This is a genomic window from Lacticaseibacillus suilingensis, from assembly GCF_016861845.1.
In the GTDB taxonomy this organism is placed as follows: Bacteria; Bacillota; Bacilli; order Lactobacillales; family Lactobacillaceae; genus Lacticaseibacillus; species Lacticaseibacillus suilingensis.
This window is the reverse complement of the sequence record NZ_BOLV01000006.1, coordinates 1-25,438: the sequence shown is the minus strand read 5'-3', so window position 1 is coordinate 25,438 and position 25,438 is coordinate 1. Positions and strand designations below refer to the sequence as shown.

Here is a 25,438-nt window from a genome sequence, read left to right as displayed (position 1 = left end):
GCTTTGCAGGCTATTCCTGGCCAGAATGGGGGCAAATGTGAAACGCCGTTGAGCGAAGCGATGGCGGTTCACATTTGAGGCTGGAGACCGTATTTTGGCTCCAGCAGACCCCGCAGCAGGACCACCGCGTCCCGGCGCCGCCCCGCCCTCACCTGCGGCTACTCGTCGAGCTAAGTGCGCCCAGCTCCACAGCCTGTGCTTGACACTTACCGTCCTTCCAGTTACTATATTGCTTGGGCGCCTTACAGAAAACGTAAGGCCAGACGGTTTCAAGCTCCCTGTTCGATTGAATAGGGGGCTTGTTTTTGTTTTTTCCCGAAAAAATTCACAAAGGAGTTTTCTCATGACCAAGTATATTTTTGTCACTGGTGGGGTCGTGTCATCACTAGGTAAGGGGATTGTTGCAGCCAGCCTTGGCCGCCTGCTGAAAAACCGCGGCTTGAAAGTCACGATTCAAAAGTTCGATCCATATATCAACGTGGATCCAGGCACCATGAACCCTTATCAGCACGGGGAAGTGTTCGTGACGGATGACGGCACAGAAACCGACCTGGACCTTGGCCACTACGAGCGCTTCATCGATATCAACCTGAACAAGTACAGCAATGTGACCACCGGGAAGATTTATTCTGAAGTGCTGAACCGCGAACGTCACGGTGAATACCTGGGCGCCACGGTGCAGGTCATTCCCCATATCACCAACATGATCAAAGAGAAAATCATGCGGGCGGCGACCAAAACCGACTCTGATGTGATTATCACCGAAATTGGTGGGACCGTGGGGGATATCGAATCCCAACCATTCCTGGAAGCCATTCGTCAGATGAAAAAGGACGTCGGCCCGGAGAACGTCTACTACATTCATGCCACCTTGGTGCCATATCTGCGCGCCGCTGGCGAAATGAAGACCAAGCCAACGCAGCACTCGGTTAAGGAATTGCGGAACGTCGGCATTCAGCCAGATATGCTGGTGCTGCGGACGGAACAGCCGGTCACCGAAAGCATGAAGAAAAAGATTTCACTGTTCACGGATGTGCCAGTGGCGTCAATTATCGAGTCGCGCGATGCCAAAATTTTGTACTCCGTGCCGCTGGCCATGCAGGCGCAAGGCATGGACGAACGCGTGGTGGAACACTTTGGCTTTGACACCCCAGCGGCGGATATGAGCGACTGGACCAACCTAGTCAGTCGGGTGGAAAACCTGCAAGACACGGTGCACATTGCCTTAGTCGGCAAGTATGTGGAACTTAAGGACGCGTACATTTCCGTCACTGAAGCGCTGAAGTCTGCAGGCTACTTCTGGAATGCCAAGATCGATTTGAAGAAGTACCAAGCCGAAGATATTACGGAAGCTAATGTCAAGGAACTACTCGGCGATGCCGATGGGATTTTGGTGCCAGGCGGCTTTGGTGATCGCGGCTTGGAAGGCATGATTACCACCATCAAGTATGCGCGGGAAAATGATGTGCCATTCTTCGGTATCTGCTTAGGGATGCAAATGGCGTCCATCGAATTTGCCCGCGATGTGGCTGGCTACAAGGATGCCTTCACCACGGAAGTCAGCAAGGATATCAAAGATCCCGTGATTGACATCATGGCTGATAAGAAGAACCTGGAAAACTTAGGCGGCACCTTGCGCCTCGGCCTCTACCCATGCGTGCTCAAGCCAGGTTCGGTGGCGGCAGCGGCCTACGACAACGCCAAGGAAATCGACAAGCGTCACCGTCATCGTTACGAATTCAACACCGACTATCGCGCGGCGCTGGAAGCCAAAGGGTTGGTCTTCTCTGGCACCAGCCCAGACAACCGGTTGATGGAAATCATCGAATATCCGAAGAACAAGTTCTTCGTTGCCCCACAATATCACCCTGAATTCCAATCTCGGCCAACCAAGCCAGAAGGTCTGTTCAAGGCTTTCATCAAGGCGGCTGGCAATTACTAAAAGCCATTTCTTACTTGGAAAAGTGCGGTGCTTCGCGCTTATCATCAAGTAAGGTCAGCACTAACTTCGAAGTGTCAGCGAAACGCTGGCACTTTTTTGTTAGAGTGCTAATGGCAATTTGCTGAAAACGGCGGTGCGACGGGAGATTGCGGGTTGTTTTTTGGACGCGAGTTCATTAGAATATAACGGTGAATGTAGTTTTGAAACCTTCACGCCTACCAGTTAACGAAATTTTCATTTCGAAATAATTTTCGGCCGAATTCGACGTCTGCGCCGAATTTCGTGTGCCGCTTCAGTGGCCCAACGCAAAGCGCCAATTTTTGCGGTGGTTGCTTCTAGTGAACGTCTTTTAGTGAGGAAAAAATTCATGAAAAACATGCTGATTCACGGAGGCAAAAAGCTCTCCGGCACCGTCGTGATTGGCGGGGCGAAGAATAGTACCGTGGCGCTGATCCCAGCCGCGATTTTGTCTCGCACGCCTGTCACACTCGAATCTGTTCCTGAGATTCAAGATGTCTACAACCTGATGGCCATTTTGGAAGAAATGAACGTCAAATCGCAGTTTTCTGATTGCGTCCTGCATATCGATCCCACCCAGATTCAAGATGTGCCGCTGCCCAATGGTAAAATCAAAAGCTTACGCGCCTCATACTACTTCATGGGGGCGCTATTAGGGCGCTTCGGCCGCGCGGTCGTCGGTCTGCCTGGCGGGGATGATATCGGCCCGCGCCCCATTGATCAACATATCAAAGGTTTCGAGGCGCTAGGCGCCACCGTGACCAATGAACATGGTGCCATCGCCATTCAAGCGCCTAAGGAAGGCCTGCATGGCGCCCGGATATTCCTTGATATGGCGTCAGTGGGCGCCACCATCAACGTGATTTTGGCGGCGGTCACTGCCAAAGGCCATACTGTGATTGAAAATGCGGCCAAGGAACCTGAAATTATTGACTTGGCCACTTATTTGAATAACATGGGCGCCACCGTGCGCGGCGCCGGGACGGATACGATCCGGATCGAAGGGGTCGCGGAATTGGCCGCTCACAACGCTCATACCATCATTCCCGATCGAATTGAAGCCGGGACTTACTTAGCGATGGCCGCGGCCGTGGGCGATGGCATCAATGTCAAAAACATCATTTCCGAACACTTGGACGCCTTTTTAGCTAAGCTGGAAGAAATGGGGGTCGTGATGGATGTTGGCGAAGATAATATTTTCGTCTATCCTTCTGGCGATTTGCGGATGGTCCAGATCAAGACCCTGCCTTATCCGGGCTTTGCCACGGACTTGCAGCAGCCAATTACGCCGCTGATGCTGAAGGCGCAAGGGGAAGGCATCATTGTCGACACCTTGTACCCCAAGCGCGTGCGCCACATTCCAGAATTAGAGCGCATGGGCGCTAACATCACCGTGGAAAATGACGTGATCATGCTTCACCACGCAGATCATCTGGAAGGCTGTGAAGTCACCGCCGAAGAAATCCGCGCCGGGGCTTGTCTGATGACTGCGGGTCTGATGGCAGAAGGCGACACGACCATTACCAAAGCGGAGAATATCCTACGCGGCTATGACCGCGTGATTCAAAAGCTGCGCGGCTTAGGCGCTGATGTGGAGCTGATTGATAGCGAAACACCCGCCCCAGTCCAAGCCGAAAACTGATTGCAAGTTTGGCTTTGGCATGATAGAATGCTAGAGTTGTGTACTGAATTATCTCTAGGTCAGGCAATGACTTAGGGCAAAGGAGAAGATATCATGAAGCAAGGCATCCACCCAGAATATCACCAGGTAGTGTTCATGGATTCCTCAACCGGCTATAAGTTTATTTCCGGTTCGACCAAGAACTCAAGCGAAACCATCGAATGGGAAGACGGTAACACCTACCCACTCGTCCGCGTTGAAATTTCTTCTGACTCCCACCCGTTCTACACGGGCAAGCAGAAGTTCAGCAAGGCTGACGGCCGTGTTGATCGTTTCAACAAGAAGTACGGTTTCACCAACAAGTAAAACATTGCCCGGCATGTTGCGGTTTGTCTGCGACGTGCCGGTTTTTGATTCACCAAAAATCCACCCTCACCAGTCATTAATGGCACTCATTAACTGGTGAGGGTGGATTTTTTCAGTGCCCAGCAGCCGGCGGTTTAATCCACCGACTTCAAGGCTTCAAGCATGTCGACACTTTGGATCTTGTGATTCATCATGAGCATTACGAGCAGTGAGAAGACAATCGTGAGGCCAACGGAAATGCCGATGTTAAGCCAGGTTAAGCCTGGTGCAACCATCGCGGTGGCTGGTGGCAACAGCGCCATGATGTAAGCATGGAACGCGTAGCCAACCCCGATGCCGGCGAGAATCCCGACCCCAGTTAAGATGTTGGTTTCCCGGTAAATGTACATGAGCACTTCTCGGGGGTAGAACCCAAGCACTTTCAGGGTGGACAGCTCGCGGACGCGTTCGGAGACGTTGATGTTGGTTAGGGTGTACAGCACGACCAACGACAAGAGTGAGGCACTGAGTACCAACACGAGAATCAAGTTATTCAAATTACTCAAAATGTTGGTGATGGTGCGTTTGGTTTCTTGCGATTGGACGGTTTGCACAGCGGCAGCTTGGTGGTTGAAGCGGGCGGCAAAGTGGTTAACCGCTTTGCTGGTGCTGTGTTTCAGTGTCACCAGGTAGGCGTTTGAGCTAGTCTTCGTGTGGTAGACCTGCTGGTAGTAGTGTTGGTTCATGTAAACATAGTGGCCGGCATACATCGTGGTGATGGCGGCGACTTTAATCTTGTGCGCGGTACCGTCGCTAGCTTTAATGGTGAAGGAATCACCGGCTTTGACGCCTTGCAGTTTGGCGAGTTTCTGCGAGATGATAGCCCCTTGGTTGGTGAGAGTGAGCTTTTTGCCGGTTTGCGTATCCCGGAGTTTGATGTACCGATCCATGGCACTGGCGTTTTGCGGCACCATCAAGGAGATGTTTTCGCGGGAATCAGAGCCGCTGGTGGTGGCGTAAACATTCTCAAAGTAGGCGGCGGTTTCGCGCTTGACTTGATTGGAAGCGGTCACGGTCTTTTTCGCCGCGCTGACCTTGGCGGCTTGGGCATCAGGGTTGTAAACCGCCACCAGATCATACTGGCTGATTTGGCCAAATTGCCGGTCGATGATGGTGTTGAGGGAATCGCGAATCCCAAAGCCGGTAATCATTAACGCAGTAGCGCCAGCCACCCCGATAATGGTCATGAGCATGCGGCCTTTGTAGCGGAAGAGATTGCGCGCGGTGACCTTGTGCGAGAAACTCATGCGCTGCCACAACGGGGTGATGCGTTCAAGCAAAATGCGCGAGCCGCTGGCCGGCGGCTTTGGCAGCATCAAGTCCGCCGTGATGGTTTTGAGTGAAGCATGGGCGGCGAGCCAAGATGCTAGTACCGTCGAGAATAACGCCAGGGCCAACCCCAAGGCGATATAGCCAGGATGCAAGGCCAGTTGCAAGCTAGCAAAGTTGAAGTTGGCGGTGTAGGCGCGGAAAATGATTCGTGGCAGCACCAGCAGCCCTAGGATACTGCCTAACACCGTACCAGTAATGGCAGTGGTGACACTGTAAACGAGAAATTCGCGCATGACCTCGCCTTTGGTGTACCCCAAAGCGCGCAGCGTGCCCATCTCGATGCGTTTTTCCTCCACCATCCGCCGCATGGTGGTGAAGCTGACCAAAATGGCAATCAAGAAGAAGAACGCGGGGAAGGATTTGCCCAGGGCATCAATGCGGGCGGCGTCTTCGCCATAGTTGTTGTAGCCATCGTTGTAATCATTGCGGGTCGCCACCGTCAAGGTGATCTGACTGAGTTGCCGCTTGGTGGTTTTGGCGATGGCGACTTTGGCCTTGGCCTGGGTGAGCTGCTTTTGTTTCGTGGTTAAAGCCGCTTGTTGCTGTGTGAGCGCGGCTTGCTTGGCGCTCAGTTGGGCCATGGCGACAGTGTTTTGCGTGGCCTGGGCCTGAGCCATTTGGCTAGAGAGCTGGGTTTGGGCAGCGGTCAAGGTGGCCGTTGCGCTTTGCAAGGAAGCGGTGTTGGTCTTAATGGCTTGTTCAGCAGTGGTGATCTGATCGGTTAAGTCACTGCGCAGGCTGGTAACCCGGGCCTGGTTGCGGCGGTTCAGCGTTTTTTGCAGTTTGTTGACCAACGTGGTGGCATGATGCTCATAAGCCGTTGAGTAGGCTGCGCCTTTGGTGGTGCTGAAAGCTAGCCGCGCGACATTGGGCTGGTTGGCCGTAAACGCGGCTTTCGTGGTGTAAGCAAAGCCGGTTAAGGTTCCATTCCCCAAACTCGTTGACCCGATTTTGTCTTTCTTCAAGTATTCAGTTGAGGTGGCAAAGCCCACCACAGTGAAGCTGCGGTGCTTGAGGCCAGTCGTGGCGCCGGTTTTGCCAGCGGCCAGGGTAATCTTGTCGCCTAGCTGATAGCGGCCGCGCAAGCTGTCACTGAGGACGATTTGCTTGGCGGTTTTCGCCTGATGGCCTTTGGTGAGCGTTAACTGCGACAAAGTCTGGGGGTTGCTTTGAATGCGCAACGCTTGCGTCGTGTTTTTGACCAAAACGTCGGTGGTATAGCCAAACTCGGCTTTTTTAATGCCACTGAGTTGGCGAATAGTGGTTTGGTCCTTGGCGTCGAGGCTGACCGTTGAAGTGACTTTGGCGTCAGCCAAGTGTTCTGCTTGGTAGGCAGTTTGCGCGGTTTGGCGCATGTTGGGGCCGGTAACGTTGAGGCCAATCAGGACGAAGACCCCAAGCATCAGGAGCGCTGACACCGAGAAATAACGCGCGCGGGACATTTTGAACTCGCGCCCAATATTCTTATTTAACATTGTCATGAGACGGCCTCCTACCATTCGAGTTCAGCCACCGGGGTCGGCTGGGCATTGCGGGTGTCGGCCTTGACCTGACCGTCGGCGATTTCAATCACATGGTCTGCCATCGGCCGGATCATGGAGTTGTGCGTCACGATGATGACGTTTTTGCCGGATTGCCGGGCGAAGTCTTGGAACAGTTGCAAAATCTTTTTGCCGGTTTTGTAATCCAAGGCGCCGGTGGGTTCGTCAGCTAAGAGCAGGGCAGGATTTTTGGCCATGGCGCGGGCGATCGCGACGCGTTGCTGTTCACCACCGGAGAGCTGAGCGGGGAAATTTTCCGTGCGTTTTTCCAGCCCCACCGCCTTGAGCGCCTCGTCAGCCGGCATCGCCTGATCGGCAATTTCAGCTGCCAGTTCGACATTTTCCCGGGTGGTGAGGTTTTGCACCAGGTTGTAAAACTGAAAGACAAAGCCGATTTGTTTGCGGCGATAAGTGGTGAGGCCGCGTGAATCGAGGTCGCCCAGTTCGATGCCGTTCACGTTGACTGACCCGCTGGTGAGGTGATCCATCCCCCCAAGCACGTTCAAAAGCGTGGACTTGCCGGCGCCGGAAGCGCCTAAGATGATGGTGAGCTCGCCTGGCGCGATGTCGAAGCTAATGTTTTGATTGGCGGTGACAGCGTGGTCGCCACTGCCGTAGGTTTTGGTTTCGTTTTTCACGGTGATGAAATTCGTCATTGCATTTCTCCTCCAAGCCGTTAATAATGAACAACGTGTTAATCAAATTACTCTCATATTAAACAACGGCTCGTGGCCAGTTCTATGCACAGATTTTAAAAAACTGTTCAGTAAAAGGAGAAAAAATAACATGCCTACGCATCAAGAACGGGTCGCCCAAACGGAAAAGGCGATTATGTCGGCGCTGGTCGCCGTTGGTAAAGCCAAACCCTTGAATCAAATTACCATCAGCGATCTCACCCGTACTAGTGGGATTAGTCGCGGCACGTTTTATTTGCACTATCTAGATAAAGATGATTTGGTGACCAAAATGGAAGCGGCACTCACCACTGAATTTCAGCACCGGTTAGACGGGGGCATCGAAGGCACCATGAATCCGCAAGATTTTACTGCCGGGCGCCCTTATCCGGTGATTGACCAGATCGTGGCCTTGGTCGCGGCCAATCGCGCTTTACTGGCGTTTCTATTTGGCCCGAATGGCGATCCCGGATTCGTGGCTTTGCTGACGGATAAGTTGCAAACGGCCATTCTCGGCGAGCTGTACCGCGTGAAAGGGACGCCGACGTTTCGCCGCGATTTGCCGCAGCCCTATGCCTTAAGCTTGGTGACCAATGCCATTATGGCGGTGGTGCGCACCTGGCTGGCTGGTGAAGATCGCCTGCCCCCGGCTGAATTGGCGCAAGTCATCATGCGCGCCTTGTATTTATCCCCGTATGACATGTTGGGGATTACCCAGCGAGGCACATCAAACTAACCAAGCAAAAAACTCTCAGACCACTTGGCATTTACCAAGTTGCCTGAGAGTTTTTGGTATGAGGAGCGCAAATAATGGGTTAAGAAGAAAACTCAACGCGGTTAACTAAAAAGTGGGAAGGAATGGCAATCCGCGTCTTGGGTTTGGGCGCTGAGGTCACTAGACTGAAAGCACTTTGGCCGATACTAGAAAAGTGATGGTCGATGGTGGGCATGTCTAATAAGAAGCCAGATAATTGATTTTCTTGACCAATTAATGGTGGCATGGTCAGGTGATGATCCAGGTAATACTGGCGCACCCCAGCTGCGACATCATCGCCATTAGTAAAAATGTACTCCAGTGGTAGTTGACGCTGCACCAGAGTGGCGGCGGCGCGGTAACCATCAGCATAAGTGGTGACATCCGTGATGACAGCGTTAGGATCCGGCTTAGTGGCGTAGATTTGTTCAAATACCCGCATGGTTACGGCGCTGGTGGCACTTTGCGCGACTGGTCGACTGAAGAGAAAGGCGATGTGCTGAATATGTTGTTGATGCAACCAGGTGAAGGCCTCAGCATAGCCACTTTCCCGATGTGAAAAAACGGCCGGAATCGCAATGGCACCAGGATCTTCACAAATGACGATGGGCCCATATTCTAAGTAACTCGCAAGTTTAGTGAGGGCGATGCCGTGAGACGTAAAAATCAAACCGTCAAAGAGCTTGCGCCGCAAAAGTTCGAGGTACGCTTCTTCCATTGACGGATCATATTCTGAAGGGAGTAAAGTGACCCGATAATCGCTGGCAAAAGCGCCAGCGAGAATGCCTTGTAAAAGTTGCGTGAAATACGGGTGTTTCGCATGCGGTAACACGACCCCAATGGTGTTGGTCTTGCCCGTGCTTAAATCACGCGCAATCACATTCGGACTGTAGTGAGTCGCCTTAATCACCTGGCTGATTTTTTCACGGGCAGTCTGAGATACATAGCCGCTTTGGTTAAGGTAGCGGGAGATGGTCGCAATCGAGTAGCCTGTCAGCTTCGAAATATCCCGAATGGTGGTCATGCTTCTTTCCTCCTTGGTCTAAGATCGGCGCAATGTTGTAAGGCATAAGCGACGCCATCCTCTGCATTTGATTTCGTGAGGTAGGCGGCGACTGCTTTCACCGCTGGCGCGGCATTGGCCATCACCACTGGCAGGCCCATCATGTTAAGCATAGGCAAATCGTTATGGCCATCACCAAAGCCTGCCACCTCAGCCTGAGTAAGATTTAATTGGTTCATCAGATAGGCAATACCCCGAGATTTTAAGGCTTCGTCACTGGTGATTTCCAGGTAAGCAGCGCCAGATTGTTGCGGTTTGATATTGGGCAAAGCCAAGGCCTTTACGACAGTTTGGGCTTGGTGCATTACCTGCTTGTCAAAGGCAATCAGCATGATTTTAAACACCTGCAAAGCTGGCTGGGCCAATAGCGTTGTGAGTGGGGCGATGACAGGCGTCTGGCCGGTTAAACGGGCTTCAAACCGAATCCCTTCATCCTGACGTGGGGCATACCAGCGGTTTTGGTCATAGAAGCTGATGCTCAAAGCAGGCACCTGTTCCGCCAGCGTCAAGAGTAACTGTCTGGCCGTGGGTAAGGGGATGGTGCGCGCACTGATGGTGGTCCAGCCGCTTGGGGCTGCTTTGAAGATTAAACCGCCATTGAAGCCGATTTGCGGTCCTGTCAACTTGAGGGCTTCAATCGTGGCCAGCATTTCCATCGGCGCCCGGGCGGACACTAGGGTAAGTGGCAGATTCGCGGCTTTCAGCGCTGCGGCAGTCGCAGCGGTCACCTGCCCCGCGGGATTGAGCAGGGTTCCGTCCATGTCAGAAAATAGATGTTTGATCATGATTGACACTCCTTTATTGTAATCGTCCTTAGGATAAAAGATGTAACGCGTTACAGGTCAAGGGGTATTTTTGCTTTTCTTCGCGCCTAAAATTGACAGACCGTACGCCAGTGCTATTCTGAGTGCAATAAGACAAAGTGAGGCTGGGCGAATGGACAATACTTGGTGGTGGCTATTGGGCTTAGTGGCCCTGTTATTTGGCGGCATGTTGCTGAGTGCCTGGCGAGCGCGCCAGCAGTTGCAAACGCGGCTGTTGATGTCGTGGGGCCAGCTGCCAGGCCGCACGCGGCAGGACAGTGAGGCCAGTTTGCAAGAAGCCTATGCGGCGCAGCGCCAGCTCCATCCCCGAGGCAGCACGATTGATGATTTGACCTGGCATGATCTCAATTTGATGCAGGTGTTTCAGCGCGTGAATCTGACCGAATCAAGTGTGGGGGCAGAGGCTTTATACGCACAAATGCGCGGGTTTTATTTTGGCCAACCAGCAACCGATGAAAAGCTGATTGCCTTTTTTGCCCAGAATCAACCAGCGCGCATGGCGGTGCGCACCGCTTTTGCGCATCTCGGTAAGGTCGATCACAACCAGTCGCAGCAGTACTTGTTGAATGCCGATCACCATGTGCTACCGGGCAGCTGGCAATTTCGGGTGCTGGGCTTATTACCGCTGGTTGGCGTCGCCCTGATTTTTGTGGTGCCGCTGGCTGGGGTGTTGCTGATGATTGCCAGTTTGCTGTTTAACTTGGTGTACTATCAGTTGCGCCGCAACGCGCTGGAGCTTGAACTCAACGCCATGCGCTATCTTGTGCAAACCATCGCTGCGGCCCACCAGCTCAGTGGCATTAACACCCCGCGGCAAGCTGCTTTGAAAGCGGCCTATGCCCCGCTCAAGCAGATCACGCGGCATGCGTTTGTGTTTCGTACCCACACCGGCACGGAATTGGAAGTGGTGATGGATTATCTGGGCATTTGTTTTATGTTGCCGTTTATCGCCTATAACTCGGTGCTGCAGACGTTGACCGCGCAGCGGCAAGCGGCGCTGACGTTGTGGCAGGAGCTGGGGCAGTTGGAGGTGGCGATTGCCATTGCCAACTTCCGCCAAGCCAGTCCGGTGGCCTGCCAGCCGACTTTTACGGCGGATGCGGTTGAAGCGCAAGGCCTGGTGCATCCCCTACTGAAAAAGCCAGTGGCCAATGACCTGGACTGGCGTCAAACCGCGTTGATCACCGGCAGTAACGCTTCAGGGAAGTCCACTTACGTCAAGAGTGTGGCCATCAACTGTGTGCTGGCGCAAACCATCAACACTGCCACGGCCAGCAGTTTTGCCTTGGCCCCAGGGCATGTGGTGACCGCCATGGCAGTGCAAGATGACATCACAGCGGGTGATAGCTACTTCATCGCCGAAATCAAAGCCATTCAGCGCGTGCTGAAACTTGCCGCGCAAGGTCAGCGCGTGTACGGGTTTATCGATGAAATTCTGAAAGGGACCAACACCATTGAACGCATTGCTGCTTCTGCCAGTGTCGTGCAATGGCTCAGTCGCACCAAGGCGCGGGTGATGGTGGCGACACATGACAGTGAACTGACCGAGATCTTGAAAGCCTTGGTGATTAACTGGCATTTCCAAGAAACGGTGACGGCCAGTGGTGTGACCTTCGACTATCAGTTGCATCAAGGGCCGGCAACCTCGCATAACGCAATCGCGCTGCTGTCGACCATGGCTTATCCCCAGCCGATTATTCAAACCGCGCATGATTTGGTGGCAGCGTTTGAGCAGACCCGTACTTGGCCACAAGTGGAGCAGAGCAAATGAAGCAGGTGGTGGTGGGGCTCAGCGCCGTCTTAGCCTTATTGATGATTGGCATGGTGCCGCTTGGTGCCATGATTGCCGTGCAGTTAGGTGTGTTAAGTTGGCTGGGCTATGCCTGGCGAGCGGCCTTTTGGTACATGGTGGTGGCGAATGGCGCCGCTTTTGGGCTCGGCTTGTTCACCGATGGTTTTAGCAAGGCCTTGATGCGGATCCAGCCCACCTGGGGGCGGCAGCAGCTGGTGATGCTAGGGCTTGATCTTGGTCTGAACGCGGCGGTGTATGCGGTGGTGGCCTGGGGGTTTCAACTGCAGTTAACGGCCAGCTTAATTTGGCTGCTGGCTGCGGTAGGGACCTTGGTGGCTTGGTTGATTGAGCTGGGCATGACAAAAATAACAGGTGAGGCTGAAGCTTGATTGATTGTGCACAAACTAATTGTCAAAATCTTAAAAGATATATTAGGCTGAGCTAACCATCAAATCCGCAATCAAGGTGCTATAACCCAACAATGCCGGCAGTGGATATTGACTTGGTGCATTAAATAAATTATTTTTACGAAAACTGAACTCAAATTTCGCGAATAAGTTATATGATTAAATCATCGTAAGGCAACAGGAAATCAGCCTTATGCTTACACACTAACTTACACTCCCAAAAAAGTTCCCCCAAACTTTTCCACCAGCGATGGTGGTTTTTTTTTGCCCTCGAATGAGGCAGCGCGATTTGCAGCGCAGGGGCGGGGTCTGTACACTAGAAGAAAAGGAGTGGGCTGATATGCAGCGTTTATTGAAAGGATTATATGGCCTGAATCTGCTAGGGGCGGTGGGCTACTATGTCGTCTGTTTGCCGGCGTTGCTGGCAGGGCATCCCATTTACCCTGGTCAAAAGGGCTTGCTGGCCCAGGTGGCCGCAGGTGTCTTGCTGGCGTTTTTGCCGCTGATCATTGAGCACGGCTTTAAATTTCGCTTTCCACTGGTACTGAAGGTCATTTACGAATGCTTTATTCTCGGTTCGGTGCTGCTGGGTACCGGGATGCAGTTCTACAATATTCCGTACTGGGATAAGTTCTTACATCTCTTCTCTGCTTCACTGCTCGCCGGTTTAGGCTTGGCGCTGTACAGCGCGCGCACTCCGGTTGCCAAGCGGGCAGAGATTGATCCGCTACTGATCTCAGGCTTTGCGTTTTGCTTTGGGACCACCATCGGCGTGTTCTGGGAGTTTTATGAGTTCACCTTTGATGGTTTGCTGGGCATGAACATGCAGCGCTTTTTGGCTAACGGTGTGCCGCTGGTCGGGCGCGCGGCCCTGATGGACACGATGGGCGATTTGTTCGCCGATGTGTTTGGTGCCTTGGTGCTGGCCGTTTGGGCGTATGTCATGCTTAACCGTGATCACAAGTGGCTGCAGCCGTTCACCTTTACTAAATTAACGACGAAATAAAGATTGACACCGCATTCATGGCGGTGTATTTTTATGCCGTAGGTTAGTTGCTCATATAACTAACCAATTAACCAAGAGAAAGGAAGGCCGCTAATGCATTTTGATGCGAATAGTGTGATTCCACTGTATCAACAAGTCGCCGATGCGTTCACGGCTGGCATTCTCAGCGGGGCGTTTCCAGAAGGCGACCAAATCCCCTCCACGACCGAAGTTTCACGGCAATATCAGTTAAACCCAGCCACGGTGCTGAAGGGGATGAACCAACTGGTCGCGGCCGGCTTAATTGAGAAGCGGCGCGGACTCGGGATGTTTGTGACGACTGGCGCTCAGGCTAAGCTGAAAGCGCAGCGTCAAAGCGCATTTTATTCGGAGCAAGTGGCGGCGCTGGTGCAAACCGCTAAGGAACTTGGGGTCAGCAAGGCGGATCTGCTCGCCGCCATTGAAAGAGGGTATGGGCATGAGTGAAATTACGATTAAACAGGTGACTAAGCGTTACGGTGCCAAGCAGGTGCTCAAAGGCGTCGACCTGAACCTGGCGGCCGAGCACATCTATGCGTTGCTGGGGCGCAATGGCGTGGGGAAAAGTACGCTGCTGCGGATGATCAACAATCGCACCTTGGCCACCAGTGGCAGCATCACGATGGATGGCCAGTCCGTGGTGGACAACGAAACCATTCAGAACCGGGTTTATCTGATGAATGATTCGCCGCTGTATCCGATCGACAAAACTGTCAGCTGGCACTTTCATACTGCCAAGCTGATGTTTGGCGGCTTTGATGAAGCTTTAGCCGCCCATCTGGTGAAGGCTTTTCACGTGGACCAGACCCGGCAGTTGCGGCAGCTGTCCACTGGCTTTAAAACCATCGTGAAGTTGATCATTGCGCTGTGTGTGCCGTGTGATTTTATTTTGTTGGACGAACCGGTGTTAGGGCTGGATGCGCCGAATCGGGAACAGTTCTATCAGGAATTGCTCGCGACGTACGCCCAGCGGCCGCGGACTTTTGTGATTGCCACCCATTTAATTGAAGAAATTGCGACCTTGGTGGATCACGTCTTCGTGCTTGCCCATGGCGTCGTCACCATCGACGAGGCGGCAGAAACGCTGCAAGCGCGCGGCCGCGCCGTTAGCGGCCCCCACCAAGCAGTGGCGACTTACTTAGCCGAGACCCCAATTCTGTCGCAAACAACGATGGGTCAACTGACCACTGCTTATACGATGAATGTGCCTGCCACGCCGGCCCCGGCGGCGGTGCAAGTGACGGCCCTTAATTTGCAGCAATTGTTCATTGCCTTGACGCGAGAGGATGAGAGCGATGCGGTTTAAACAATTGCTGGGGCTAAGCTTAACTCAGCTGGGCAAAATTCTAGGTGGCGGCATGCTCTTTGCCGGGATTGGGGCGCTGGTGCTGGGACTGGGCATGGGTAGCGAGGTGGTGCCCGGGCGGTACTTATTATGGTTTGTGGCGTTTTTCGGCGGTTTGTTTGCTATCGACTGGACCGCTGGTTTTGCTTTTCAAAATGGTATCAGTCGGCGCACCATGTGGCGGGTTGCATGGTCGTGATGTTGATCTTAGCCACGATTGGCAGCTGCGGTAGCTGGCTAGTGCTAGCGCTGCTTCACTTGGCTGGGCAGCCAGTCGTGGCCGGGGGTTGGTTAACTGCCATTGTGATGTGGTTGCAGCTCGTGGTGTGCCAATTGGGCGGGCTCGCGATTGGGGCCGGGAATTTAAATCGCCGCTTTGGCTGGGCGGTGCTGGGACCGGCGTTTTTGCTCCTGACGATTTGCGGCGCGCTGCCGCAAATCGTCAGTCAGGCCCCTACGACGCCGGTACTCCATGCGCTGTGGTGGACTTGGAGCCAGCAGTGGCCACTGGCGTTAGGTTTACTGGTGGTGAGTGGGGTTGGGGCATTGGCAACCCGGCTGATTTACCGGCGGTTGGAAGCGCCGCTGTTGCCGGAGGTGGGTCAATGAAATTCAAAGTTTTGTTGAAACTGCAAGCACCCGTGGCTTTGCTGATGTTTGGCGCTATTTTTGGCTTTGTCACCATCGGGGCAGCGGTGATTGTGCTACTGCTGCATCCTGATGATCCCGCGTTTTGGCAAGTGATGTTCAGCATGCTCATGGGGTATGCCGTGGTTTTTGGCTTGCTGGGAGCTTCATTGATCACCATCAACGATGGCCTAAGCTTTGCCTTTCAATATGGGGCTGCCCGCCAGACTTTGCTGAAAAGTACGCTGGCTACATTTGCCTTAGTGGGCTGCCTGGCGCTAGCGCTGGTGTCAGTGGCAGAAGCCCTCAGCCAGCCAGTGGTCGGCTTTGCATGGACGCTGCTACCAGGTCTGAATCCTGGGCCACTTCAGTTGGGCTTGCTGTGGCTACTGGTGATGGCGGTGTGTAGCTTAGAGGGTTGGCTGTTTTTAGTCACGCTCAGACTGCGGCCTGCGCGGCGCTTCAAAGTCGTCATGAGTGGTCTAGCAGTGGTGGTGATCGTGATCGTGGCGCTGATTGCGGCGGTGATGTTGTCAAAGCCAGTGGCCATGGTGTTGCACCAAGTGGGTCAATGCTTGTGGGGCACGCCATGGCATCTGGCTCGGCTGCTGGGGCTTGTGGCGGCCGTTGGTATTTGGGGCTTGTGGCGTAGCTTGCGAACCAGTGAAGTGGTGGCTCGCTAGGAGGAAAGTAGCATGAAATTACGGTCGGTGTTACTGATACAACTTAAACATGGCGCAGCGCGCTATTTATTGATGGGCGTTGGTGTGGCCGGTTTTGCGTCTGCGAACAGTCAGACCGCCCAGGTGTTTTATACCTTTCCTTGGCTATTGATTTTGCTCAGCGCGATTTTGACGCCGTTACATACGGCGCGGCTTGGAGTTCAATATGGGTTGAATCGGCGGCATATGGTCAGCGGTGAACTAAGCGTCGCCCTTGGCAGTGCCTTGTGGTTTACTGCGGTCCTTTGGTTGACGGCCAGTTTGACGGCGCCGCGCACGGTGATGTTTTATATCGATCGTTATGGCACCTACGACCTGCGCGGCGGGTACCTGTTGCTCGGCACGCTGGCGGTGACGCTCGCGGGGGCCCTGCTGCGGGCCTATCACAATAGCTTGAAGCTGATCGTCCCTTTAGCACTGGTTGGCGGGATGATTAGCGCCGAGACTTATCCCAGCGGTAGGCCGGCCGGAGTGTTGGCCAAATTCTTATACCGACCAGCTACTCCTAGTGGCCAGCCTTGGATGATTATCTTGCTGCTAGCCTTGCTTTGTCTCGTGCTGGTGGGGCTGATGTTTTGGGCATATCGGCGCTTTGAATTGCGATCAGGTGAAGTGACCCGGCCAACCTGAACGCATAAAAAATCGACCCGCGCTGGGCCGATTTTTTTATATTCAACTACTGGGCAACGCGGAACGGATTTCGGCGTCAAATTGGCGCCACCGGTAATCACGAGCAAACTGTAATTCTTCTTTGAAGGGGGCTGAGCATGCCAATTCAGCTTGGCGACTGAAGTAAACGAGCCAGCCGCCGTAATCATCCGCGGGCAAATTCATCCGGGCATAGCTCAGCACGGCTGGTAGGGCGGCTTCATCGGCTACTAAGGCGGCATGGCCAAATGCTTGCGGCGATGGGGCTTCGTCCAATTCGGGCGAGCGCCAAATCAGTTGCCGCCAAAAGTTGGCCCAATCTGGCGCTAAGGTCAGCCATTGGTCGACTTCGGTATCGATGTAGCGAATACTAGGTGGATTTTGCGCCAGATCAAAGCAAAAATACCGCGCATCAGTTTTGGCAAAAGGCACCAGGTTCGCTGGCAGCGGCGCCTCAAGCCGCGGCCCAATGGTGGCGAAGGCGTGAATCACCGCCCCGTCGATGGCATCGCTGGTGGGTTCTGGCGTGGGGAAAAAGTACCGCCGTGGCCACTGGCCGGTGGCGACCAGGGCATAATAGTCAGCGGGAATTGCGGCCAGTTGCGGGATGGTGGGCAAGGTAGCCGGTGGCGTCACTAAGGCAGGCCATTTGAGCATCATTATCGCCTCATTTCAATGTCTATCTTACCAAAGGTGGAAGGCGCGCAGGGTGGTTTTGAAGTATAATCGGAGGGTAAGGAGAAGGAGTCATGACGATGCGGAATACTTTGGTCTATGTCCATTATGAACCACTGGCGAATATGTTCTTAACGGCCGGCATTTCGGCGAGCGATGTGCTGAATTCAGCGCCGACGCCGTTTCGCCATTTACTACTTTTACCGCCCGTTGATGAGGACGAATTCATCGATCCGCACACCGGCTTCAACGAGGTGAGCGGCGAGGAAGCGGTCAAGACTTTCATGCGCAGCAAAGCCGCTCGCACGCGTAGCTGGCTGGATTACCGCCATGCCAATTACCTGCGGGAGCTGTTGCCGACTGAAATTGCGGAGTTACTTTACCTTGGGTTCACCAAGACCCATATTACCCCGCCGTATTACTATAAGTTGCAAAATCAGCTGGTGTTCTTGCCGATGCCTAATGACATGGTGACGATGTATTTCCGCACCACCAAGCGTTTCAGCCAGACGCTAGCGACGGCGATTGTCCGGCATTTGCGGCTGGCAGCCAATGATCAGCCGTTTTGGCTCCGTCTGCGCGCCCAGCATTTCCCGGCGGTATCGACAACGGTGCTGGCCGATTTGTTCCCGCTGTTTGAAGAAGGGGTGCTGCTCGACTTCAGCCGCGGCTTGTTTAGCCGTGATCAAGTTAAAATTCCACTGTACCAGGTACAAAATCGTTTTGTTCCGGAACAGCCACTTGATCAAGATGGCCTCAAACGCGTCGGGGAGTTGAGTTTGATTCGCGAAACCAACCAGTGGCAGCTGCGCCTGCGGGAAAAAGTAGCAGAGCGCTGAGCATTGCGCTACAATATGAACGCTGTGAATTCTAAGGATCAACGCTAGGAGAGTAAGTCATGAAAATGAAGTTAAGCGAAATCGCTCGGGTTGTGGGGGCCGAGTATTCGGTGCCGGATTCATTGGCGCCGACGGTTACGGGCGTCGCGTTTGATACGCGCAAGCTCCAACCCGGCGATTTATTCATCCCGCTGCAAGGTGAGCGTGATGGGCACACGTTCATTTCAAATGCGGAAGCCAAAGGCGCCTGTGCGACTTTTGTGGCCGCCGACCATGCGCCTTTTGCCACGCGCTTGCCGCAGCTGGTGGTCGAAGATCCCTTGGCCGCGTTGAACACGCTGGCGCGGTATTACCTGCTGATGAAGGTTAATCCCAAAGTGGTGGCCATTACCGGTAGCAATGGGAAAACCACGACCAAGGATATGACGGCGGCAATTTTGGCCACCCAGTACCACGTCATCAAGACGCAAGATAATTACAACAATGAAATCGGGGTGCCGATGACGATTTTGGCCATGGACACCAATACCGAAGTGCTGGTCGTCGAAATGGGCATGGATCGCCCCGGTCAGCTACATGAACTGAGCAACCTCGTGGCGCCTGATGTGGCAGTGATCACGATGATTGGCGAAGCGCACATCGAGTTCTTCAAAACGCGGGATAAAATTGCCGATGCCAAAATGGAAATCACTGATGGCCTCAAAGAAGATGGTTTGTTCATTTATAACGGCGACGAGCCGCTACTGCGCGAGCGGGCTGAACAGGTGTCGCAAGAGCAAAAAACCTTTGGCCTGGAGCCGGAAAATATGCTTTACGCCCGCGATATTGAAGCCGGTGAAACACGCACCGAATTTTCCTTGTCCCGCTGGCCAGATTTGCGGTTCTCAATTCCGATGATGGGCGAATGGAATGTGGCCAACGCCTTAGCCGCGATTTTGGTGGGCCGCCGCTTCCATGTGAAGCCAGAAGCGATTCAAAGTGCTTTGCGCGATTTTCCGGTCACCAAAAACCGTACGCAATGGGTGATGGGGGATGCCGGCGAGTCGATTTTAAGCGACGTCTACAACGCCAATCCTACGGCGATGAAGGCAGTGCTGGGCGACTTCGCGAAGTTCCCTTGCCAAGGCCGCCGCATTGCCGTGCTGGGGGATATGCTTGAACTAGGTGAAGCTTCGGCGGCCTTGCATGCCAGCGTCGCCGAAGCTTTGGATCCTGATCAAATTCAGGAAGTCTATCTCTACGGGGATGAAATCGTCAGCCTCAAGCAGGCCTTGAGTGAAAAATATGCCCCGGAGCATGTGCATTATTTTCCGAAGGCCGAACAGCGTCGCCTGATTGTCGCGCTGCAAGATACTGTGATGCATGACGACTTGGTGATGCTTAAAGCCAGCCATGGGTTGCACCTGGAAAATGTGCTGCAGGCTTTAATTGACGGCACGAGCGAATAGCAAAAAAGCGGCCAGCGAGCCGCTTTTCTTATACTCAAGCGTTGGTTGATAGGCAAAATCGTGCGCGCCGGCTAGACTGAAAGCAACCTCACAGCAAGAGGCACCGGTCAGGCATTGCCGACCGGAAACAAGGAGGAATTTCAAATGCAAATTTTCGATGCGCAACATATTGGTCAACAAATCGCAACAGCCCGCAAAGCCAAAAACATGACGCAAAGTGCTCTCGCCGATCAGCTCGGCGTTTCCTATCAGGCGGTTTCCAACTGGGAACGGAGCCAGAGCCTGCCAGATATCGATAAATATGCGCAACTGGCTGAGGCCCTAGACCTGGATTTGGCCACGCTTATTGGCTCTCAAGAAGGCGCGCACACTGTGGTTGTCATTAATGACGATGACGCCGCAGTTGATAGCACGACCTTAACTGCCGCTGCGCCAGTGATGAAGCCCCAAGCCGTTGAAGCTAAAGCGGCTAAAGTTGACTTGCCGTTGGATAAGCTAAAAATGGTGGCGCCATTTTTGAGTGAAGCCACCTTGGTTGAACATCTGGAAGCGCAAAAGCACGAGGCCGGGTTTAACGAAGCTTTGGTCAAACTGGCGCCTTTCATTGGCCAGGCGAATATCGAACCGCTGGTGGCCGATTTGGATGTTACCAAGGAGGCCGATCAGGCGCTGTTATTCAAACTAGCGCCATTTCGCACTTATGATGCTAATGACGAAACTGCTCAGGCCATCTTGGGGCAAACGCACAGTCTTAAAGCGGTGAAGAAGTTGTTCCCATTCTTAAGCAAGCCAACCTTGGATGATTTGTTCACGCAAGCGGCCCAGGCCGATTCACTGGATAAAGGACTCACCGCGATGGCGCCGTTTGTTTCCGAAACCGCAGTCGCCGCACATGTTAAAGCCTTGCTGCAAAACGGCGACAGTCAAGCGGCGCGTGCGTTCATGCCGTTTCTGTCTGATGCGGGGTTGCTGGGGCTGATGAATTAATGAAGTAAACCAAGGCCAGTACTGCGGATGCTTGCGGCGCTGGCCTTTTTTGTACCACCAAACCTGGACTACTTGGCGGGCGAAAGGTGGCTGATCGCCACAGCCATAGTTGCGCTCCGGTCGGCCAACGCCGGTGCAGTTTGATCAGTCTGTAGCGCTAGCGCGTACAGACTGACATGCGGCAGCAGCTACGCCCCGAGCCTCAAAGCCAAAAACCGGCTTTAATGCTCGAGGCTTGATCAGTCTGTAGTGTGAAGCACGTACAGACTGACATGCGGTAGAAAGGCTATCTGACCGGCTAAGAGCGGCCGACCTTCGCAGCCTTTAGTCGCGCTCTGGGTGGCCAACGCTGGGGTGGTTAACTACGCTTAAGGCCTCACCGTCAAGACCGGACGGCAATGCCTTAAGCTAGGTTACCCATCCAGCTAAGAGCGGCCACCCTCCGCCGCCTGCTTGCAGCCTTGGTTTGTGTTCACTGCTTATTCGTGGTAAGCTATTTGAGATGCTTTTCAGAAAAAGGCATGTCAGAAACTAGAATATTTACAAAGTCAGGGCCTCTTACACTACGCTCTGGTTTGTAAAAGAGCGTGTGGTGAACACACAAGGAGGAACTTGCTTGAAATTTAAAGAATTAGGTCTCGATCACGATTTGCTGAAAGCTATCTCACGGTCTGGGTTTGAAGAAGCAACACCGATTCAGGAACAAACCATTCCGCTGGTACTGCAAGGCAAAGATGTGATTGGCCAAGCGCAAACCGGGACAGGGAAAACGGCTGCCTTCGGTTTGCCAATCTTGCAAGCCATGGACTTAAGCGATCGGTTTGTCCAAGCACTGGTCATTTCCCCGACCCGTGAACTCGCTGTCCAGACGCAAGAAGAACTGTACCGCCTCGGCAGCGACAAGCATATCAAAGTCCAAGCCGTTTATGGTGGGGCCGATATCCGCCGCCAAATTCGCGGTTTGGCGGACCACCCGCAAATCGTTGTGGGGACCCCCGGGCGGCTACTTGATCACATCAACCGCCACACCCTGAAGCTGGCCAACTTAAAGACGTTGGTGCTGGATGAAGCGGATGAAATGCTCGACATGGGCTTCATCGAAGACATTGAAAAAATTGTGGAACAGGCACCTGAAGGCCGTCAGACCTTGCTGTTCTCAGCCACGATGCCCCAGCAGATCATGAAGTTGGCTAACAAGTTCATGCACGAACCGGTCACCGTTAAAATTAAGTCCAAGGAATTAACCGCCGACACCGTGGAACAATACTACGTGCGCGCGAAAGATTATGAAAAGTTTGATATCATGACTCGCTTGTTCGACGTTCAGTCGCCAGAGTTGACCCTGATTTTTGGCCGCACCAAGCGCCGCGTGGACGAATTAACCCGTGGTTTGAAGGCACGCGGTTACCGCGCTGAAGGCATTCACGGCGATTTGACCCAGCAAAAGCGCATGAGCGTGCTGCGTCAGTTCAAAGCCGGCGAGCTTGATTTTCTCGTGGCTACCGATGTGGCGGCCCGTGGTTTGGATATCAGTGGCGTGACGCACGTTTACAACTACGACATTCCGCAAGATCCTGACAGCTATGTTCACCGTATCGGCCGGACGGGCCGGGCCGGGAAGAAGGGCGTTTCTGTCACGCTCGTCACCCCGAACGAAGTCGAATACCTGCACTCCATTGAGGATTTGACCAAGAAGCGGATGTTGCCACTGAAGCCACCGACAGAAAAAGAAGCCTTCATCGGCCAAGTTTCGACCGGGCTTGAAACCATCAAGGGGCAGATGACCGATGCTGACGACTTGGAAAAGTATCAGCCAATGGCCGAAGGGTTGCTGGAACAATACAGTGCCTTGGATCTGGTCTCAGCGTACCTGAAGGCCGTTTCGCCTGAAGATGCCTCTGCAGTGCCAGTCAAAATCACCCCAGAACGGCCGTTGCCTCATCACGGTCATGGTCGTGGTAACTATCGTGGCAACAACAGTCACGGCGGCTATCGCGGCAACAACCGCAATGGCCACAGCAGTGGTCGCGGCAAGCGCGATTTTGACAAGAGCCGCCGCTTTTCTGAAAAGCGGTCGGAACGTCAAGGCGCCAAGCGCAGTTTTAAGAAGTAACCGAAAGCTCGTCTCTGCGGAGGCGAGCTTTTTGCATTAAAGTGGTGGCAAACCAGCTACCTAGGCTATCTGTCGGACTAAAAGCGCCCAGCTTCGCAGCCTGGAGTTACGCTGCGGTTGGCCAACGCCGGAGTGGCTAGCTACGACCAAAGCCTCGCCGTCTAAGTGCGACGGCAATGCCTTGGCCTAGGCTACCCATCCTGCTAACTGCGGCCACCCTCCGCTACCTGTAGGATTCATGCCACGATGAACAATTTTCAACCCGATGCGCCAGACATGAAGACCCTTCAGGCTTATAATGAAAACAACACATGAGAAAGGGTGGGCGCGATGATTGCTGGTTTAGGCATCGACCTAACCGAACTGGCGCGGATTGAAGCCGCGCAGAACAAGAATACTGGCTTTGCGAATAAGGTGCTGACGCCCAACGAGTACGCCCAATTTACCAAGTTTAGTGGCGCGCGGGCAGTCGAGTATTTGGCGGGGCGTTTTTCGGTAAAAGAATCCTACGCCAAGGCTTATGGTACTGGTTTAGGGCAGGTGCAACTGCAGGACGTGGAAACACTCGATGATGACAAAGGCAAACCCGTCATCACCAGGCATCCGTATCCAGGTCAGGCCTTAGTGTCGATTTCGCACACCGCCACGTTAGTGATGACAGAAGTGATTTTGGAGGCTCAAGCATGAGTATGGTAACAGCAACCCTGCGCCCAAGTCGCGTGGAAATCAATGAAACGGCGATTGCCCACAATGTTCAGCACGCCATTGCCGGACTCCCTGATCAAACCGCGCTGTTCGCGGTGGTCAAGGCCGATGCTTATGGTCATGGTTTGTTGCGGGTGGCGCGGATTGCGCAGGCGGCTGGTGCTAGCGGCTTTTGTGTGGCCGTCCTGGATGAGGCGCTGGCACTGCGCCGCGCTGGCTTCACACTACCGATTTTGGTGCTGGGCATTATTGAGCCTGAGTATGCACCGATTGCGGCGGCCAATCATATCGCTGTGCCAGTGGGGGATGCCGACTGGTTGCGGCGCGCCGAAAAAGGCCTGACCGAGGAGAGTTTGCCACCTTTGACGATCCATTTGGCCTTGGACACCGGCATGGGCCGGATTGGTTTCCGCACGCTGCCGGCGCTACAGGAAGCGCTAAGTGTGATTGCCGGCCAGCCGGCTTTTCATATTGAAGGGTTGTTTACCCACTTTGCCACCGCTGATGAACCTGATCCGACTTACTTCAAAATGCAAGTTGAGCGTTTCAAAACTTTCCTGGCTGCTTTGCCTGAGCGGCCCAAGTACGTGCATGTGGCCAATTCCGCCACGAGCCTGTGGCATGCCGCGTGTGACTGTAACCTGGTGCGCTTTGGGGTGGCGATGTATGGGCTGAATCCTTCAGGCCGTTCGATTGAAGCCACACCTTATCCGCTGGAGCCAGCGCTGACGTTGAAGTCCTCCTTGAGCTTTGTGAAACAGATTGAAGCGGGCGAGGCCGTCTCATACGGTGCCACCTATCATGCTGCTAAGGATGAATGGATTGGCACCGTGCCGCTGGGTTATGCGGATGGCTGGCAGCGCCGCCTTCAAGGTTTTCACGTCTTAGTTGACGGGCAGGCTTGCGAAATCGTTGGCCGTGTCTGCATGGATCAATTCATGATTAGGCTGCCCCATGAAGTGCCAGCTGGCACGCCAGTGGTGCTGATTGGCCAAAGTGGCGACGCCAGCATTTCGCTGCAGGATGTGGCGGATTATGCGCACACGATTCACTATGAAATCGCCTGTGGCTTGAGCGAACGTTTACCGCGGGTTTCAGTCAATTCCTTCAACGCGTAATCAGCAAGCAACCGCCTTAAATGGGCGGTTGTTTTTTCTTATCCCTGTGATACGATGAAATAAATTGGAGAACAGGGGGGTCTTGAAATGGACGCAGGGGATTTAATCAAGTTGGATCAGCCATTAGCCGAGTTACTTGACGCGTACTGTCGGGGCAATGGCGTCGACGAACAAACCGTCGTGGCACTAGCGCTGCGCCGTTTTCTGACCGATGACGATCCTGCATTAGCCGCTTTAATCGCTGGCTATGTTAAAATGGGGGCGTTGAATGCGCAAATCGCCAACGAGTTCACGGTTTGCGAAAGTGAAGCGTTGACCGAAAGTTGGTAAAGGAGGGGGCTATGGTCGTTGTTAAACGCGGAGATGTTTTCTTCGCCGACCTATCGCCAGTCATTGGCTCGGAGCAAGGCGGGATGCGCCCGGTTTTGATCATTCAAAACGATGTGGGTAATCGCTACAGTCCTACTGTGATCGTGGCGGCAATCACCTCCCGCATTGCCAAGCCCAAGATGCCCACGCATGTCGGGCTGTTAGCGGAGGAAGATGGGATCGAGCGCGACTCGGTGATTTTACTCGAGCAAATTCGCACCATCGATAAGCAGCGCCTCCAAGACAAGGTCACGGCCTTGACCCCGGCTAAAATGAAAGCGGTCGATACCGCCCTCGCCATTTCGGTGGGACTAAAGGTCGTCTAAACATAGGCTCTGTGTCAAATGGTGTTGATTAATAGTTTTTATCTTTTGAAAGGTCCACTCTTCGGAGTGGATTTTTTGTTATTGAACCGAAAAATATCGTCTGTGAAGCCAGATGGCCA

At 53.7% G+C, this 25,438-nt stretch carries 26 protein-coding genes; 21 read left to right on the top strand and 5 right to left on the bottom strand.

Annotated elements, in window-relative coordinates:
- The first annotated feature begins 343 nt into the window (after positions 1–343).
- From pyrG to JUF11_RS04790, 3 genes are all read left to right on the top strand, one after another.
- Positions 344–1,942, top strand: a complete 1,599-nt coding sequence (pyrG, locus tag JUF11_RS04800; protein ID WP_204118585.1) for a CTP synthase — start codon at positions 344–346, stop codon at positions 1,940–1,942.
- A gap of 367 nt (positions 1,943–2,309) precedes the next feature.
- Complete coding sequence (murA, locus tag JUF11_RS04795; RefSeq protein WP_203632232.1) at positions 2,310–3,602, top strand: UDP-N-acetylglucosamine 1-carboxyvinyltransferase; 1,293 nt, start codon at positions 2,310–2,312, stop codon at positions 3,600–3,602.
- A 93-nt stretch (positions 3,603–3,695) separates the two neighbouring features.
- Complete coding sequence (locus tag JUF11_RS04790) at positions 3,696–3,947, top strand: type B 50S ribosomal protein L31 (RefSeq protein WP_125579480.1); 252 nt, start codon at positions 3,696–3,698, stop codon at positions 3,945–3,947.
- Between the two features lie 134 nt (positions 3,948–4,081).
- On the opposite strand, the gene JUF11_RS04785 is transcribed toward JUF11_RS04790, so the two are convergent.
- Together JUF11_RS04785 and JUF11_RS04780 are read right to left on the bottom strand one after the other, a co-directional pair.
- Positions 4,082–6,799 carry an ABC transporter permease gene (locus JUF11_RS04785; protein WP_204118584.1) on the bottom strand — a complete coding sequence of 906 codons (2,718 nt, stop codon included), beginning with the start codon at positions 6,797–6,799 and terminating at the stop codon, positions 4,082–4,084.
- A gap of 11 nt (positions 6,800–6,810) precedes the next feature.
- A complete protein-coding gene (locus JUF11_RS04780; RefSeq protein ID WP_204118583.1) occupies positions 6,811–7,515 on the bottom strand; it encodes an ABC transporter ATP-binding protein in 705 nt (234 codons plus the stop codon).
- A 130-nt stretch (positions 7,516–7,645) separates the two neighbouring features.
- Between JUF11_RS04780 and JUF11_RS04775 the strand changes: the two genes are divergently transcribed.
- A complete protein-coding gene (locus JUF11_RS04775; RefSeq protein WP_204118582.1) occupies positions 7,646–8,269 on the top strand; it encodes a TetR/AcrR family transcriptional regulator in 624 nt (207 codons plus the stop codon).
- Between the two features lie 79 nt (positions 8,270–8,348).
- On the opposite strand, the gene JUF11_RS04770 is transcribed toward JUF11_RS04775, so the two are convergent.
- Positions 8,349–9,311, bottom strand: coding sequence for a LacI family DNA-binding transcriptional regulator (locus JUF11_RS04770; RefSeq protein ID WP_204118581.1), 963 nt, complete (start codon positions 9,309–9,311; stop codon positions 8,349–8,351).
- The gene (locus tag JUF11_RS04765; RefSeq protein ID WP_204118580.1) at positions 9,308–10,135 is read right to left on the bottom strand and encodes a Cof-type HAD-IIB family hydrolase; all 828 of its coding nucleotides are present in this window, start codon (positions 10,133–10,135) and stop codon (positions 9,308–9,310) included. Before JUF11_RS04765 ends, JUF11_RS04770 begins: the two co-directional genes overlap by 4 nt.
- Before the next feature lie 151 nt (positions 10,136–10,286).
- Between JUF11_RS04765 and JUF11_RS04760 the strand changes: the two genes are divergently transcribed.
- From JUF11_RS04760 to JUF11_RS04720, 9 genes are all read left to right on the top strand, one after another.
- The gene (locus JUF11_RS04760) at positions 10,287–11,945 is read left to right on the top strand and encodes a MutS-related protein (RefSeq protein ID WP_204118579.1); all 1,659 of its coding nucleotides are present in this window, start codon (positions 10,287–10,289) and stop codon (positions 11,943–11,945) included.
- Positions 11,942–12,355, top strand: coding sequence for a hypothetical protein (locus tag JUF11_RS04755; RefSeq protein ID WP_204118578.1), 414 nt, complete (start codon positions 11,942–11,944; stop codon positions 12,353–12,355). The genes JUF11_RS04760 and JUF11_RS04755 overlap by 4 nt, the downstream gene beginning before the upstream one ends.
- 358 nt (positions 12,356–12,713) lie before the next feature.
- The gene (locus JUF11_RS04750) at positions 12,714–13,379 is read left to right on the top strand and encodes a DUF2238 domain-containing protein (RefSeq protein WP_204118577.1); all 666 of its coding nucleotides are present in this window, start codon (positions 12,714–12,716) and stop codon (positions 13,377–13,379) included.
- 93 nt (positions 13,380–13,472) lie between these two features.
- Complete coding sequence (locus tag JUF11_RS04745; RefSeq protein WP_204118576.1) at positions 13,473–13,844, top strand: GntR family transcriptional regulator; 372 nt, start codon at positions 13,473–13,475, stop codon at positions 13,842–13,844.
- The gene (locus JUF11_RS04740; RefSeq protein ID WP_204118575.1) at positions 13,837–14,703 is read left to right on the top strand and encodes an ATP-binding cassette domain-containing protein; all 867 of its coding nucleotides are present in this window, start codon (positions 13,837–13,839) and stop codon (positions 14,701–14,703) included. The genes JUF11_RS04745 and JUF11_RS04740 overlap by 8 nt, the downstream gene beginning before the upstream one ends.
- Positions 14,693–14,941 carry a hypothetical protein gene (locus tag JUF11_RS04735; protein ID WP_204118574.1) on the top strand — a complete coding sequence of 83 codons (249 nt, stop codon included), beginning with the start codon at positions 14,693–14,695 and terminating at the stop codon, positions 14,939–14,941. The genes JUF11_RS04740 and JUF11_RS04735 overlap by 11 nt, the downstream gene beginning before the upstream one ends.
- On the top strand, positions 14,932–15,351 hold the full coding sequence (locus tag JUF11_RS04730) for a hypothetical protein (RefSeq protein ID WP_204118573.1): 420 nt from the start codon (positions 14,932–14,934) through the stop codon (positions 15,349–15,351). The genes JUF11_RS04735 and JUF11_RS04730 overlap by 10 nt, the downstream gene beginning before the upstream one ends.
- Positions 15,348–16,052 (top strand): hypothetical protein, encoded by a 705-nt coding sequence (locus JUF11_RS04725; RefSeq protein WP_204118572.1) that lies wholly within the window; start codon positions 15,348–15,350, stop codon positions 16,050–16,052. Before JUF11_RS04730 ends, JUF11_RS04725 begins: the two co-directional genes overlap by 4 nt.
- 12 nt (positions 16,053–16,064) lie before the next feature.
- Complete coding sequence (locus JUF11_RS04720) at positions 16,065–16,721, top strand: hypothetical protein (protein ID WP_204118571.1); 657 nt, start codon at positions 16,065–16,067, stop codon at positions 16,719–16,721.
- Between the two features lie 42 nt (positions 16,722–16,763).
- On the opposite strand, the gene JUF11_RS04715 is transcribed toward JUF11_RS04720, so the two are convergent.
- Positions 16,764–17,396, bottom strand: coding sequence for a thioredoxin domain-containing protein (locus JUF11_RS04715; protein WP_204118570.1), 633 nt, complete (start codon positions 17,394–17,396; stop codon positions 16,764–16,766).
- Between the two features lie 98 nt (positions 17,397–17,494).
- Here JUF11_RS04715 and JUF11_RS04710 point away from each other — a divergent pair, with 98 nt between their 5' ends.
- The 8 genes from JUF11_RS04710 (at position 17,495) to JUF11_RS04675 (ending at position 25,319) form a co-directional block, all read left to right on the top strand.
- Positions 17,495–18,253, top strand: a complete 759-nt coding sequence (locus JUF11_RS04710; RefSeq protein ID WP_125579522.1) for a hypothetical protein — start codon at positions 17,495–17,497, stop codon at positions 18,251–18,253.
- 59 nt (positions 18,254–18,312) lie between these two features.
- On the top strand, positions 18,313–19,701 hold the full coding sequence (locus tag JUF11_RS04705; protein ID WP_204118569.1) for a UDP-N-acetylmuramoyl-tripeptide--D-alanyl-D-alanine ligase: 1,389 nt from the start codon (positions 18,313–18,315) through the stop codon (positions 19,699–19,701).
- A 144-nt stretch (positions 19,702–19,845) separates the two neighbouring features.
- Positions 19,846–20,688: a helix-turn-helix domain-containing protein gene (locus tag JUF11_RS04700; protein WP_204118568.1), complete on the top strand. Its 843-nt coding sequence runs from the start codon at positions 19,846–19,848 to the stop codon at positions 20,686–20,688.
- 616 nt (positions 20,689–21,304) lie between these two features.
- On the top strand, positions 21,305–22,801 hold the full coding sequence (gene cshA / locus JUF11_RS04695; RefSeq protein WP_204118567.1) for a degradosome RNA helicase CshA: 1,497 nt from the start codon (positions 21,305–21,307) through the stop codon (positions 22,799–22,801).
- 330 nt (positions 22,802–23,131) lie between these two features.
- The gene (acpS, locus tag JUF11_RS04690; protein ID WP_204118566.1) at positions 23,132–23,488 is read left to right on the top strand and encodes a holo-ACP synthase; all 357 of its coding nucleotides are present in this window, start codon (positions 23,132–23,134) and stop codon (positions 23,486–23,488) included.
- Between the two features lie 2 nt (positions 23,489–23,490).
- Positions 23,491–24,624 (top strand): alanine racemase, encoded by a 1,134-nt coding sequence (gene alr, locus JUF11_RS04685; protein ID WP_204118673.1) that lies wholly within the window; start codon positions 23,491–23,493, stop codon positions 24,622–24,624.
- 87 nt (positions 24,625–24,711) lie between these two features.
- A complete protein-coding gene (locus tag JUF11_RS04680; RefSeq protein WP_125579497.1) occupies positions 24,712–24,954 on the top strand; it encodes an antitoxin in 243 nt (80 codons plus the stop codon).
- Positions 24,955–24,965: 11 nt separating this feature from the next.
- Positions 24,966–25,319 (top strand): type II toxin-antitoxin system PemK/MazF family toxin, encoded by a 354-nt coding sequence (locus JUF11_RS04675; protein WP_125579498.1) that lies wholly within the window; start codon positions 24,966–24,968, stop codon positions 25,317–25,319.
- Positions 25,320–25,438 lie beyond the last annotated feature (119 nt).